14 protein-coding genes are annotated in these 14184 nt (G+C 52.3%); 11 read left to right on the top strand and 3 right to left on the bottom strand.

Annotated elements, in window-relative coordinates; genetic code table 11:
* The first annotated feature begins 182 nt into the window (after nt 1–182).
* From C12CBH8_RS10345 to C12CBH8_RS10325, 5 genes are all read left to right on the top strand, one after another.
* Complete coding sequence (locus C12CBH8_RS10345; protein ID WP_090266176.1) at nt 183–875, top strand: response regulator transcription factor; 693 nt, start codon at nt 183–185, stop codon at nt 873–875.
* Nucleotides 875–2371 (top strand): sensor histidine kinase, encoded by a 1497-nt coding sequence (locus C12CBH8_RS10340; protein WP_090266174.1) that lies wholly within the window; start codon nt 875–877, stop codon nt 2369–2371. Before C12CBH8_RS10345 ends, C12CBH8_RS10340 begins: the two co-directional genes overlap by 1 nt.
* 412 nt (nt 2372–2783) lie before the next feature.
* Nucleotides 2784–4862, top strand: a complete 2079-nt coding sequence (locus C12CBH8_RS10335) for a trypsin-like peptidase domain-containing protein (RefSeq protein WP_215533165.1) — start codon at nt 2784–2786, stop codon at nt 4860–4862.
* A gap of 213 nt (nt 4863–5075) precedes the next feature.
* On the top strand, nt 5076–6212 hold the full coding sequence (gene spoIIP, locus C12CBH8_RS10330) for a stage II sporulation protein P (RefSeq protein ID WP_090266172.1): 1137 nt from the start codon (nt 5076–5078) through the stop codon (nt 6210–6212).
* A gap of 46 nt (nt 6213–6258) precedes the next feature.
* Nucleotides 6259–6612: a hypothetical protein gene (locus tag C12CBH8_RS10325; RefSeq protein WP_215533164.1), complete on the top strand. Its 354-nt coding sequence runs from the start codon at nt 6259–6261 to the stop codon at nt 6610–6612.
* A 66-nt stretch (nt 6613–6678) separates the two neighbouring features.
* Here C12CBH8_RS10325 and C12CBH8_RS10320 read toward each other — a convergent pair whose 3' ends face one another.
* The 3 genes from C12CBH8_RS10320 to C12CBH8_RS10310 all read right to left on the bottom strand — a co-directional run bounded on the left by C12CBH8_RS10320 (nt 6679) and on the right by C12CBH8_RS10310 (nt 10299).
* Nucleotides 6679–8052 (bottom strand): CapA family protein, encoded by a 1374-nt coding sequence (locus C12CBH8_RS10320; protein ID WP_215533163.1) that lies wholly within the window; start codon nt 8050–8052, stop codon nt 6679–6681.
* Nucleotides 8053–8143: 91 nt separating this feature from the next.
* Nucleotides 8144–8863, bottom strand: a complete 720-nt coding sequence (locus C12CBH8_RS10315) for a tRNA 2-thiocytidine biosynthesis TtcA family protein (RefSeq protein ID WP_215533162.1) — start codon at nt 8861–8863, stop codon at nt 8144–8146.
* Nucleotides 8864–8898: 35 nt separating this feature from the next.
* On the bottom strand, nt 8899–10299 hold the full coding sequence (locus tag C12CBH8_RS10310) for a hypothetical protein (protein ID WP_090266165.1): 1401 nt from the start codon (nt 10297–10299) through the stop codon (nt 8899–8901).
* A 370-nt stretch (nt 10300–10669) separates the two neighbouring features.
* Between C12CBH8_RS10310 and rplM the strand changes: the two genes are divergently transcribed.
* The 6 genes from rplM to C12CBH8_RS10280 all read left to right on the top strand — a co-directional run bounded on the left by rplM (nt 10670) and on the right by C12CBH8_RS10280 (nt 14175).
* Complete coding sequence (rplM, locus tag C12CBH8_RS10305; RefSeq protein WP_090266164.1) at nt 10670–11098, top strand: 50S ribosomal protein L13; 429 nt, start codon at nt 10670–10672, stop codon at nt 11096–11098.
* A 20-nt stretch (nt 11099–11118) separates the two neighbouring features.
* Nucleotides 11119–11520, top strand: a complete 402-nt coding sequence (rpsI, locus tag C12CBH8_RS10300) for a 30S ribosomal protein S9 (RefSeq protein WP_090266162.1) — start codon at nt 11119–11121, stop codon at nt 11518–11520.
* Between the two features lie 443 nt (nt 11521–11963).
* A complete protein-coding gene (locus C12CBH8_RS10295; RefSeq protein WP_002576359.1) occupies nt 11964–12785 on the top strand; it encodes a ParA family protein in 822 nt (273 codons plus the stop codon).
* Nucleotides 12742–13668, top strand: a complete 927-nt coding sequence (locus C12CBH8_RS10290; RefSeq protein WP_002576358.1) for a ParB/RepB/Spo0J family partition protein — start codon at nt 12742–12744, stop codon at nt 13666–13668. Before C12CBH8_RS10295 ends, C12CBH8_RS10290 begins: the two co-directional genes overlap by 44 nt.
* 12 nt (nt 13669–13680) lie before the next feature.
* Nucleotides 13681–13956: a DUF5720 family protein gene (locus C12CBH8_RS10285; RefSeq protein ID WP_002576357.1), complete on the top strand. Its 276-nt coding sequence runs from the start codon at nt 13681–13683 to the stop codon at nt 13954–13956.
* Nucleotides 13957–13983: 27 nt separating this feature from the next.
* A complete protein-coding gene (locus tag C12CBH8_RS10280) occupies nt 13984–14175 on the top strand; it encodes a hypothetical protein (protein WP_002576356.1) in 192 nt (63 codons plus the stop codon).
* The last annotated feature ends 9 nt before the right edge of the window (nt 14176–14184 follow it).

Raw genomic sequence — 14184 nt, 5'->3', positions numbered from 1 at the left:
CGCATAGATAGTGAAATGTTTTAAATTATTTCACCAATAAAATTGGGTCAAAAGATATAATTTTAATAGTTTCCAGTAGAATCCCTTATTCTGATCTGGTATGATTAAGGTATCCTAGAGATAAAAGTCTAAAATTGATGGTGATTGGCCCATAGGGTGAAATTTTGGAGGTGTTTTTGATTATGTCGGCAGAAAAGATCCTGGTGGTAGACGACGATAGTAATATCTGTGAATTGTTAAGATTGTACTTGGAAAAGGAGGGGTATACGGTATTCCTGGCCTCGGACGGCGGCAAAGCATTGGAGATGTTTGAAAAAGAGAATCCCAATCTTCTTCTTCTGGACATTATGCTGCCGGTTCTGGACGGATGGCAGGTATGCCGTGAGATCCGGAAGAAATCCCAGGTACCGATTATCATGCTGACTGCCAAGGGCGAGACGTTTGATAAAATCCTGGGCCTGGAGCTGGGGGCCGATGACTATGTGGTAAAACCGTTTGAAACAAAGGAAGTCATTGCCCGTGTAAAGGCGGTGCTGCGCCGTGCCGCTCCGCAGACTGCGGAGAAAGAGGGGAAAATCGTCACATACGACAAGCTCTCCATCAACATGACCAACTATGAGCTGAAGGTGGATGGCAAACAAGTGGATGCTCCTCCCAAGGAAATGGAGTTAATCTATCATTTGGCCAGCAATCCCAACCGGGTTTTCACCCGGGATCAGCTGTTGGACGAGGTTTGGGGATTCGACTATTACGGCGATTCCAGGACGGTGGATGTCCATGTCAAGCGCCTGAGGGAGAAACTGGAAGGCGTTTCGGACAAATGGACGTTAAAGACAGTATGGGGTGTCGGCTATAAGTTTGAGGTGAAGGAATAGTGTTCCGCAGTGTATTTACCAAGTACTTCGCCATGACCACAGCGGTTATTACCCTGTGTATGGTCATCCTGGGGGCGGTACTGCTGCAGTTTGCCTCGAATTACTGGAGCGATCAGGAGAGGGAACGCCTCTCTTTAACGGCACAGCAGGCATCTTCGCTTTTGAGCAATTATGAGCGCGTCCTGGATGAAGAGCTGGATGAAAACGGACAGGTTCAGTGGTGGCTGAAACTGGACGACGTTACCCGGGTATCCATCAAGGCGATCGCCCGGTCTCTGGGGGCTAACATCTACTTTGTCAATCTGGCCGGCAAGGTTCAGAATTTGGCGTTGGCCGATCGGAAGCTGGCGGCACAGGACGGGGTAGTGATGCCGGACAGCATCTTGAATAAGACCATCGAAACAGGCGAATTTTACGAGCTGGGCAATCTGGACGGGACCTTTCCACAGACTTGCTATACCGCCGCAGTGCCTGTGACGGTGCGCACATTTGGACTGGTCGGCATTGTATGCGTGTCCTCCTCGGCGGGCAACCTGTCCCAGTATGTGGTAGACATGCTGAAAATGTTTTTGTTGTCGGCCGTGGTAGTGATGATCATCTCCTTTATCCTGGTGTATGTCATCTCTTATCAGATGGTCAAACCCTTGCGTCAGATGGCCATAGCGGCTAAACGGTTTGGGGAAGGAGACTTTTCCTATCGGGTGCCGGTACGGGGGAAGGACGAGATTTCCGAACTCAGCAAAGCATTCAATCAGATGGCGGCTTCGCTTGCATCGGTAGAGGGGATGCGCCGTTCCTTTGTGGCCAACGTCTCCCACGAACTCCGCACGCCGATGACGACCATCGCAGGATTCATCGACGGTATCTTGGATGGGACCATCGAACCCGACCGGCGGCGCCAGTACTTACAGACGGTATCCGATGAGGTGAAACGCCTGTCCCGGCTGGTCAAGGAGATGCTGGATGTCTCCCGCATCGAGGCCGGGGAATTAAAACTCAACATCAGTAATTTTGATATTTGTGATATCATGTTGCGTATCCTCTTTTCCTTTGAACAGATTATTGATCAGAAGGGCATCGAGATCAGGGGGCTGGAGGAGACACACAGCATCATGGTAGAGGCCGATGCCGACCGCATCCATCAGGTCATCTATAATCTGGTGGACAACGCCATTAAGTTCACCAATCCCGGCGGAGCCATCACCCTTGGGGCACGGGTAGAGAGTGAGAGGGTGTATGTGACGGTTCACAACACCGGCAAAGGCATTGCCTTAAGTGATCTGCCTCATGTGTTTGACCGTTTCTATAAATCGGATAAATCCAGGAGCCTAGACCGAAAAGGGGTTGGATTGGGCCTGTTTATTGTGCGGATGCTTATCCAAGCCCACGGCGGAGAGATTGTGGCCCGCAGTATGGAGGGCCAATACGCTGAATTTGAATTCTGGATTCCGGCTCCCAAGAAGAAGCAGCTCAAGTCGGCGCAAGAGAATCGATGATATTGATCCGGCAGTTTTCCCTTCCTTTGAAAAAAGGGGAAACTGCCGGTTTCCTTTTGTCCACTCCTTATTATAAATAGGTAGGGATGGGGAAAAGACGCATAATTTCTGCTGTATGGAAAAGAATGAGAGGGGGTGTTTTTTACACAGAATACCTGGCGTAATAAGAAAGCAAAGACTTTTTGTATTCATCTTATGCAGGGCCAAAACTTTTTAAAATGATTTATAGAAAGATTGGAAATGAAGAAGAAAATCATTTGATTTAGAGTTAGTTTCGACAAATACTTTAGAAAAATAGATCATACAAATGTGCAAAAAAATATTCATTCGTTTAAATATTCTTCATACTCGTCTGGTATGATAGGGATAGCAACATTTAGGAAGATCTTATAAGAGTGGAGGAAAACACCCCATGAGTGATGACCTTTATGATATTCTCAAAGAATTTGAGGAAAAGGAAAAACAAGAAGCAGCTCGTGCCCAACAGCGAAAGGAAGAGCTGCTGAAGGAGGAAAACCATCTGCATCCTCAAAAAGAGGCAGAACAGCATTTGGAAAAAGAAATGCAGAGTCCAGTCCCTCCGGCACAGGATTCGGTTTCAGAACCAAACCCTCCTGTCCAGCCAATGATGTCTCCGGAATCGTCTTCGGCCAAGCCGGAACAGACACCTCCGTCCCCTCCCACCCCTCCTTCTCAGGACAACGTTCAGCCTGCACAGTCTGATGCACCGTCCTCCGGTGGAAACGGGATGCCGTTCCAAGGAGGGAATGGCCCGGTGCAAGGACAGTCAGCAGGACAGCCGCCTTACGGTGGCCAACAGCCTGGACGAGCAGGCTATCCCCATGGGCCTCAAGGGCAGCAGCCCATCCCGCCCCAGGGGCAAATGCCGCCCTATCCGCCCCACGGTGGACAGTCTTATCCACCTCAGCCGCAGCGTCCATATGGCCAAAATCCCAATCCTTATTATAGACAGTATCCCCAGTACCCTTATAACCAAAATCAAAATCGCCCGCCTTACGGTGGTCAACAACCTGGACAAACCGGTTATCCCCATGCGCCTCAGGGACAGCCTCCGTACCCTCCCCAGAATGGACAGCCCTATCCGCCTCAGGGACAGATGCCGTATCCGCCCCAAAACGGGCAGCCGGCGACTCCGCCTCCAGAACCCCAGCGGCATCAACCGGCATCCCAGCCGCCTATGCCCCTGCCAAAGGATAAAGAAGGGGAAAACAGTACGCCCAATCCGGATGGTACGCCTCCGCAGAAGAAACGGAGTATGCCTTTTCGCATCTTAGCCATTGTAGTGGGTGTGGTATTTTTGGGCAGTGTAATCGGATTTTCCATCCTGGGAGGTTACAATTTGGCCCACAGCGGCGAAGGGAATAACAATGCAGCTGACAACGGAACGGGAAATTCAGCCAGTTCTTCCGCCCCCCTTGAATCTCCTTCTATGGATATTGAGGATATCCCTGGTTCTGACGACCGTCCTCAGGAGGAAGGGGCCTTGTCGCCAAAACAGGTCTATAACCAGGTATCCCCTTCCGTGGTGGCCATCACCTCTTACGGCGCGGACTTTATGTCGGGGGACAGCTATGGTTCCGGCATCATCATGAACGAGGAAGGTTATATCATCACCAATGCCCATGTACTCAGCAATGCCAACAATGTCATGCGGGTCAAGCTGCTGTCGGGCGAGGAGTATGAGGCTACTTTTATTGCCGCCGATTCCAAAACCGATCTGGGTATCATCAAGATCGATGCCCCGGATCTCCAACCCGCCACCTTTGGGAATTCCGACCAGCTTTCGGTGGGAGATACCGTCTATGCCATTGGCAATCCCGGCGGTCCCCAACTGGAGAGTTCGTTCTCCAGCGGCATGGTATCGGGCATCAATCGCAAGGTCATGATCGAAGGCAATTCCGAAATGTCTTATATCCAAACCGATGCCGCCATCAATCCCGGCAATTCCGGAGGCGCTCTCATCAACGCCTTTGGCCAAGTGGTAGGGATCAATACCGCCAAAATGTCCACAACCTCATCTGGCACGGCTTATGAGGGCTTAGGCTTTGCCATCCCTATCTCTCAGGCCCAGCCTTTTATCGATCAGCTCATCCAATACGGCAAGATTTTAAATCGCGTAAAATTAGGCGCTTCGTTCCAGGTTGTGGATGAGACCACCGCCGCCCTATATAATTTGCCGCAGGGACTGTATGTCTATCAAATCGAGGACGATAGTAATTTGCTGCAGGCCGGCGTACAGCCGGGAGATGTCATCACCCATGCAGACGGACAGGCTGTAACCGATGTGGATCAGCTCAAGGACATTATCCGCCAGAAGCAGGTGGGGGACACTGTCCGTTTGACGGTATCCCGCCAACGGAGGGGCTCTACCCAATCCCAGCAGTTTGAGGTGGACGTCCAGCTCATCGAGGATGTGGATACTTCCTTTTCCCAGAGCGGCAGTTCGAATCAGACCAGTCCTTTACAGTGAAGCATTAGCATCTATCTGATGTAATAGTGTTTTATCAGGTTCATGCTTTTTATTTCCTATAAAAACCACGACCCCTTTGCCTTTTGTCGAAAGGCGGAGGGGTCGTGGTTTTGTATAAGGGTTTATACTCGGCAGCCATAAAAAAGCGTCATAATTGTTGTGGAGACATCATAGTCTTACAGTACAGAACAGCAAATACGGGAGTGATGCAGGATGCCAAGACACCCGAAGAAGTGGAAAAAAGTATTGACCGGAGCAGCTATCTTAACAGCGGCGGCTTGTATCATAGGATCCGGAGCGTCCAACTTTGGAGCACTGACCGATCGGGCAGCTATGCTGTCGGTAGGGCTTGCCTTCCCGGAAGGCGGGCTTTCCCTGCTGAATAGAGATCATGAGGCGCTGGTTCAGGAGGGCACGCATGCCGCCGCCGCCCCACCCAATGAAACCAGCCAGCCGCCGACTGTATCGGCAGCTTCCTCCCAGGCAGCCTCTTCGGAGGCCTCGTCCACGCCGGAGACATCCGAGACCGTCTCCCAGGCGCCGGAACCTACGGAAGTCCCCGAGGATCAGCGGGGGCCCATCCAGGAACAAAAGATTGGTACCTCAGGGGACAATTTTGAAAACGTATGGGTAAAAAACAGCACGGGACGCACCATCAGTATCCAAGAGGAGCTGGAAAAAACGCCGGATATCAATATGCAGGACGACGGTCCAAAAGTACTCATCATGCATACCCACACCACCGAAGGGTATGAATTGTTCGACAGGGGATATTACGACAAAAGCTATTCCATCCGCACCACCGATGCGACACAAAGTGTTGTCCGAGTGGGGGATGAGATTCAAAAGGCGCTGGAAGCCCAGGGCATCGGCGTTATCCATGACACCACCGTCCACGATTATCCGGCCTACAACGGCTCTTACGGACGCAGTGCCGATACCGTAAAGGCCCAGCTGGAAAAAAATCCATCCATTCAGGTGGTGTTGGACATCCACCGGGACGGCATCACCAGAGAGGATGGGACGCGGGTAAAGCCCACCGTGGAGATCGACGGCAAAAAAGCCGCTCAGGTGATGATCATCGCCGGCTGTGAAAGTGAAAGCGTCAGCCATCCCGATTGGGAACTGAACCTTCGCCTGGCCATGCGTCTGCAACAGAATCTGGCTACCAACTTCCCGGATCTGGCCCGTCCCCTGAAATTTATGAATGCAAACTACAATCAGAACCTGACCCATGGGTCTATCCTCATCGAGATGGGCTCCGAGGCCAACACCTTGGACGAAGCCATGTATTCCGGACAGATGGTAGGGCAGGCGTTGGGAGAGGTGCTCAATCAATTAAAAGAATAAGCCACTGAGGATCCAGCAATACTACCCTTAAGGGAAGTGATTGCATATGAGACGAAAAAGCACATGGATCGTTATGGCCATCGCCATCCTGTTTACGATAGGATGCGTCGGCACAGGGGTAATGCTGGTAGACGACCGGACGGCCTCCATGGCCATGGGGGATGAGGGTCGTACCACAGCTCCAGCCATCAGCCAAGAGGGGTTGGCCACCGGACGGATATTGGGCAGGGAATATACCTTTCCTGTACCGTCCAGAGAACAGATGACCGAGATGGGGGAACAGGCGTTGAACGTCATTCCACCGGAAATTCGTCTGGGAGCGGCGGGCATCGGGCATGTGTCCCAGTGGATTGCAGATGCCGTCCAAGCCGCCTTACAATGGTTCACAGGGGAAACATAATGCAAAAAGGATGGCTGCCTTATTTTGTAGGCAGCCATCCTTTTTGATTTTAGCGCCGGATGAGGATCAGCCGGCCAGACAAGGGATAGAATCCCCTGTTACCGATGGAATGCGTTCCCAGGCGTCCTTACAGAATTGCCAATCGGCGTCGGTGGCAAAAATGGAGGGTCTGGTTTCAGCTGTGGCGTATTTGCCCACCGGGATGATCCGATAACGGTCGGAGGTTTTGATATCCTCCCGGATGTAGGTCATCAGAGGCATATAGGCCGCATCGGTCAGCACCACCTCATCGCCCTGCCGCTTGATGGTCACTTCGATCATCTGACTGGTGCGGGTGCGGGATTTGTGGACACTGGATTGGTCGGCGATAAAATTGCCCATGGAATAGACAATCAAGCGATCTTTTGGACCGCTGGAGGTCTGGACGGTGTGTAATTCCACCGGCTGGACGCAGTGGGAATGGTTGCCCAGTACGATGTCGGCGCCTTCCTCATCCTCGATGAGGGCTTCAGCGATTTTGCGCTGCATGGCTGTGGGCTCATCCTGGTATTCCGCGCCCCAGTGAAGGCTGAGAATGACAAAATCAGCGCCGGCTTCCCGGCAATCCTTGATGTCCTGGAGAATTCTAGGGACATCCTCCATACTGTCGTGATTAAAAAGCCGCATGGCGAAAGGCTGATTTTCCTCCGGGATGGTGACAATCATACCGTTGTGGCCGTAGGAATACGGGACGATACCGATGTTGATGCCGCCGTAATTGACGATACAGGGAGTATCGTATTGTTCCTGGGTTTCATAAGTTCCACAGAAATCCACACCGGCTTCGATCATGCTTTCACGAGTGGCGACTAGACCCTTCCAGCCTTTGTCAAAGCTGTGGTTGTTGGAGGTGGTGAAGAAGTTGATACCGGCCCCCATGGCATCCCGGATGATCTCAGAGGGATAGTTGAAGCAGGGATAGCTGGAGGGTTCCTGGGAGGGATCCACGGCGCCCTCCATATTGGCGATCTTTAAATCGGCCGTTAAGTAGGGGGAAATGAGAGAGAAATAGGGGCTGAAGTCGTAAGTACCGTCCTCTTGCTTGGCCGATGCCACCGGCTGTTTGTGCAGCAGGATGTCCCCCATAAACTGCATGGTAACGGTATCCTTTGTCTTGGTTTCGTGCAGAGGGTATGGGGAGGATGGGGTACTGGATTCCTCCTCCTCAGAAGAAACGGGGGTGGAAGAGGAGGGGATACTGGAGACTTCGCTGTTTGCAGAGGACGGAGCGGATGAGGAAGAAGAATCCTCTGGACTGCCGCCCAGTAGGGAGGAGATCCCCCAGATCGCGCCGCCTACCAGGATCGTGATAAAAAGGGCGATGAGAAAAAGACGCAGCAGATGACGCGCCCTTCTTTTTTTCCGCCGGCGACGTTGAGCCGGAGGTGGTGTACTGCTCATAAATGATTCTCCTTTCGCGGTTCATGATGTCCGAGCCGATTTTACAATGGATAGGCCCATTGGACCATCCCAATCAAAGACCATAAGAATTTTACCATCCATCCAGACCGGAACGCTGCATGGCTCCCAGCACCTTGGTGCGCAGATGCTTATAATCCTTCTCCAAAGAGCGGATCAGCAGTTTGATATCCTGCCGTGCGGTACATCCATCCACCGGACACCGGCTTTTGACGATGGGAAGGCTTTCCTGCCGCACCGCCGCCGAGACATCCCGCTCTTCCACAAAGACGAGGGGGCGGATCAAGGCGATCTTTTTCCGATCCAGAAAGGTGACGGGGGAAAAGCAACCAATACGGCCGCCGTTGAGCAGGTTTAAAAAGAAGGTCTCCACTGCGTCGTCGAAGTGATGACCCAAGGCAATCTTGTTGCAGCCGGCCGCTAAGGATGCGTTGTGCAGTACGCCCCGACGGATACGGGCGCACAGAGAACATGGATTTTGCTGTTTTTCCTCACCAAAAAGCAGCTGGCCCAATGGGACGCGTTCCACATAATAGGGAACTTCCAGCCTCTCGCACAGCTGGGAGATGGGGGAGTAATCGGTTTCCTCCCCTTCAAAACAAGGGTCCATGGTGACAGCCTTTAGGGAGAAGGGCTTGGGATAGTAGGACCGCAGGGAACTGAGCCCCGTTAAAAGAGCCACCGAATCCTTACCGCCGGACACCCCCACCATAATGGAATCTCCCGATTCAATCATATTGTATTTTTCAATCGCGCTGCGCATCTGCCCAGCGAGACGCTGCATATAGTGCATCAAAAAGCTCCTTTACGAGGAAAGAATAAAATGAATTAACCGCCGGAGCCGTCCTCTACAGGGAGAGGAGGAAAGGGAATGGATTTGCGTTCCCGTCGGCATGAGAGGATGACGTGGCGGGTAAACAAGACAAAAGCTGCCACCATAACAAAGGAAAAGACATACATAGGCGCCGCATGATCGAAGGATCCGCCGGCGTAGTAGGCCGAGAGAGCCATGGCGGTACAAGCGTAGTTGACAATGGAAAAGCCCGCATAAAGACGCAGATAAAATTTATCCTTGTTCATCAGGAAGAGGGATAACACCATAATAAGAGTGGGGAAGAGATATCGCTCGTGCATGAAGGCGGTGAGGGTATATAAAGAGGTATAGAGCCATAATGCGCTGAGCAGCAGACGGTGCTCCCGCTTGGACATAAAGTATACCACGCCGGCCGCCAAGATGCATAACACTGTGAATATACTGGACCAATCGGAGAAAGTGAGGAAGAAGAAGGGGTTGTACACCGACGTACCCGATCCGTCGAATAGGCCGAAAAGGTTGCAGGCGCCCAAGGAAGCTGATGAATAGGATACCATAGTATTAAAGTAAAGGTCCAGCATCCAAAGGGGCCCACGTCCGGCGGAGAAGGGAAGGCACACCAGAACAAACACCACAAAGGCACTGCCCAATGCTAAAACAGCCCTCCCGATGGGACGAGCATCCCGTTCCCGGATGGACGCTATCCCACAGTCTAGGATGAAGTACAGATATACAGGAGTCATCATCAGGGCCTGGGGCTTGAGAAGGACAGCGCCCGTAAAAGCCAAAGCGCCGGCAATCCATTTGTTTTGTCCCACCAGGTAAAAGGATAACATCATCAGGGAGGCCAGCAAAGCGTCCACTTGTCCCCAGAAGTTGACGTTGAGGAAAGAGGCCGGGTTAAAGAGGTAGATGGTAGGGGCGAAATACAACCAAAAACGGTTGCCCGGCCGGTACTTCCGGGCCACCTGATAGAGCACCCATCCGCCCAACAATTCACCCAGGATGACAGGTGTCTCCATCATCGTGCGGTAGACAGGCCCCGTCAAATCCAGTTGGAACAGCCCGGCCAGCCACCGGATGGCGTATAAAATGTAAAGATAACCGGGAGGGTAGTCCAGGAAGCTGGACTGCTGATACACATCAAACCCGTACTGATAGACCTCATTGGACCAGCGGAAGAAATACTGATAATCAAAATGAGGTTTCATCACCAAAGCCGCAAAGCACAGTTTGATCACAAGAGCTCCCAGCAGTAAAAACAGGATGCTGCGATTGGATTTCCTGGGATTTTTTAAAGAAGAAGCCGTTTCCCATTGATCTTTGCTGCGGACATATCCCCAGTAAAAAAGGCCCAAGACCAGAGCGCCTACGATGAGAAAAATGGAGAAATAGGAATTGGCGTCTAACACCAAAACGGACACATCCTTTCCAGCCGGAATGGGAGATCTTTGGTATAGCCTGATTGGCATTTCACTGGCTAGTATACCATTATCTTGAAGCGGGATCAATGGAATTTGTCCAATCGGGGGCTTGGGACAAAACAAAAAATGTGATTTGCCCTGGGAGAAAACGAGAGCAATACGGCTAAAATCAAGCGATTGAAGGAGTTCACACGGTTTTAAATTAAAAAATCGGGAAAACGTCCTTGACAGGTGGAAGAATGTGTGGTAGTATCTGTCTTGTGCCTGAAAAGGGTGTATGTATTTTGTATGCCCAAGTTCGGGATTAGACTGGTTTTGACAGGACAAATTGGTTTTGTGAATCGGTAGGAGGTATTTTTACATGTCAACCTTTATGCCCAAAGCGGGTCAGGTTACCCGCAAATGGTATGTGCTTGACGCTGCTGGTAAGCCCATGGGCCGTATTGCTGCCAAGGCTGCCGTTCTGCTGCGCGGTAAGCATAAACCCACCTTCGCTCCCCATGTGGACTGCGGAGATCACGTCATTATCATCAACTGCGCCAAAGCAGTGCTGACCGGCAAGAAGCTGGATCAGAAAATGTACTATCGCCACACCGGTTGGATCGGCGGCCTCAAAGAGGTCAAGTACTCCACCCTGATGGCAGAGCGCCCGGAATTCGCCATGCAGAAGGCTGTCAACGGCATGATTCCGGACACCACCATCGGCCGTGCTGCCCGCGCTAGACTGCGCGTTTACGCTGGCGCCGACCATAAGCATGCGGCTCAGAAACCTGAGACGCTGGAATTTTAATCAGGGAGGAGGCATTCTGAATGTACGATAGTAAACCTTATTTTTACGGCACTGGTAGAAGAAAGAAGTCGGTTGCAAGAGTCCGCCTGTACCCCGGCACCGGCAACATCACCATCAATGACCGCAGCATCGACGATTACTTTGGTCTGGAAACCTTGAAGCTGATCGTTCGTCAGCCTCTGGCCCTGACTGAGAATCTGGAGAAGTTTGACGTTGTCTGCCGCGTGGGCGGCGGCGGAGTCACCGGCCAAGCCGGCGCCATCCGTCACGGCATCTCCCGTGCTCTGCTGCAGTTTAACAGCGAAGAGTTGCGTCCTGTCCTGAAAAAGGCTGGTTTCCTCACCCGCGATCCGCGTATGAAGGAACGTAAGAAATACGGCCTCAAGGCTGCCCGTCGCGCTCCGCAGTTCAGCAAGCGCTAAACTTTATCAAAAGTGGTCAAAAACCCCGGAACTACGCGGTTTCCGGGGTTTTTCCTTTTCAAATGGTTTGACGCAATTTGACAGAACGAAGCCTCTTTTAACCCGTTTTCTATGGGTTAAATGGTGGACAACCACCCCAAAAAGAGGGCTTATGGGTTAAAAAATAGGACAACCGAGACGCGATTTTGGGATGCCAAGGGGATGTTTATTTATACATCTCCAAGAGACCTTTTTCGTGAAAACGGTTTGTCTGAATTTGACCTAATTTGAACAAAAGAGAATAAATCTAATCGCCAAGCGCTCAGTATTTTCTACTGGGCGCTTTTTGCGTTTCCGGGGAATTTCATTCCGGGATAAGAAAAGGCCGTCACTTTCAATTTTTGAAGTGGCGGCTTTTTCTATTTCCAGAAGCCATAGAACAATTCAGAAATGAGGTGAAGTCATTGAACACGCAAATCATCGCCATCGCCAATCAGAAAGGCGGCGTTGGCAAGACAACCACCTGCGCGAACCTGGGGATTGGGCTGGCGCAGGCCGGAAAGAAAGTGCTGCTGATCGACGGGGACCCGCAAGGCAGCCTGACCATCAGCCTGGGCCACCCCCAGCCGGACAAGCTGCCCTTTACCCTGTCCGACGCGATGGGCCGTATCCTGATGGACGAGCCGCTGCGCCCCGGCGAGGGTATCCTGCACCACCCGGAGGGCGTTGACCTGATGCCCGCAGACATCCAGCTCTCCGGCATGGAGGTCTCCCTGGTGAACGCCATGAGCCGAGAGACCATCCTGCGGCAGTATCTGGACACGCTCAAGGGACAGTATTCCCATATCCTGATTGACTGCCAGCCATCCCTGGGTATGCTCACGGTCAACGCCCTGGCCGCCGCCAACAGGGTCATAATCCCCGTTCAGGCGGAGTACCTGCCCGCCAAGGGCCTGGAACAGCTGCTCCAGACCGTAAACAAGGTGAAGCGGCAGATCAACCCCAAGCTCCAGATCGACGGCATATTGCTGACGATGGTGGACAACCGCACCAACTTCGCCAAGGAGATTGCCGCCCTGCTGCGGGAGACCTATGGCAGCAAAATCAAGGTGTTCGGCACCGAGATTCCCCATTCTGTCCGGGCAAAGGAGATCAGCGCCGAGGGCAAAAGCATTTTTGCCCATGACCCTAATGGCAAGGTGGCCGAGGGCTATAAGAATCTGACCAAGGAGGTGATAAAACTTGAAAAGCAGCGCGAAAAAAGTAGAGCTGGCTCCATACGATGATTTGTTTTCCACCGAGGAAAGCCGCCAGGATGCCAAGCTGGAGAAGATACAGGAAATTCCGCTGTCTGAGCTGCACCCATTTAAGGGGCATCCCTTCAAAGTCAAGGATGACGAGGCCATGATGGAGACCGCCGACAGCGTTCGGCAGTATGGTGTTCTGGTTCCGGCGATCGCCCGCCCGGACCCGGAGGGCGGCTATGAGCTGGTTGCCGGTCACAGGCGGCACCGGGCCAGTGAGCTGGCCGAGAAAGAAACCATGCCTGTCATTGTCCGAGACCTGGACGATGATGCTGCCACTATCATCATGGTGGACAGCAACTTACAACGTGAAAGCCTGCTCCCCAGCGAAAGGGCCTTTGCTTACAAGATGAAGCTGGAGGCTATGAAACACCAAGGCGCACGGGGGGACTTAACTTCGTCCCAACTTGGGACGAAGTTGCGTGCAGATGAATTGTTGGCGCAGCAGGCTGGTTCGAGTAGGAACCAGGTGCAGCGCTATATCCGCCTGACGGAGCTGATTCCCGAACTGCTGGATATGGTCGATGAAAAGAAAATCGCCCTCAATCCGGCTTATGAGCTGTCCTTTCTCAAAAAAGAAGAACAGCGGGATTTGCTGGACGCGATGGACAGCGAACAGGCTACCCCCTCTCTCTCCCAGGCTCAGCGACTCAAGAAATACAGCCAGGAGGGACATCTGACCCTCGATATGATGCGCGTCATCATGGGTGAGGAAAAGAAAAGTGATCTCGACAAAGTGACTTTCACCTCCGACACCCTGCGGAAGTATTTCCCCAAAAGCTATACGCCCCAGCGGATGCAGGAAACCATTATCAAACTGCTGGAGGCGTGGCAGAAGAAGCGCCAGAGAGACCAGGAACGATGAAAGGAGCCGCCTATGAGGGATATTTCAGCCCGTGAGCTGAAAGGACACAATATCTTGGCCGTAGAGCGTTTTCAGGACAGCACCCGCTGGATGATCGAGTTTTCCGTTCAGCGCCCTTGTTCCTACGGCTGCCCCGGCGATGATATGCGGCTGTTTCTTACGGAGGACGGGTATCAGGCCGCCCTCGTAAGCCAGAAGCGTCGGGAAATCAAAATCAAGCGGTATGCCCGTGTGATCGAGGGCCATGTGCTCGACTTCAAACCGGACAAGCGCCGCCGCCACCCGTAAACTCATTATCACTACGAAAGGAAAGGAATGAATATGTGTACTGTCCAGAGCATCAAAGATGCCATCCGGGAAAGTTGCCAGTCCCAGTATGATATGGAATCCACCGACATTGACCGGGTTTTGCAGACCCTCCCGTTTTCGGAGCATGAGCCGATGTTCAGTCATCCGCCGAAGTACAAGCGTCCTTACCGGCCCTGGCAGAACAACAAAAACAGCTGAAAGCCACAG

The organism is Solibaculum mannosilyticum, from assembly GCF_015140235.1.
Classification (GTDB): Bacteria; Bacillota; Clostridia; order Oscillospirales; family Acutalibacteraceae; genus Solibaculum; species Solibaculum mannosilyticum.
This window is presented reverse-complemented; position numbering and strand designations above follow the sequence as displayed.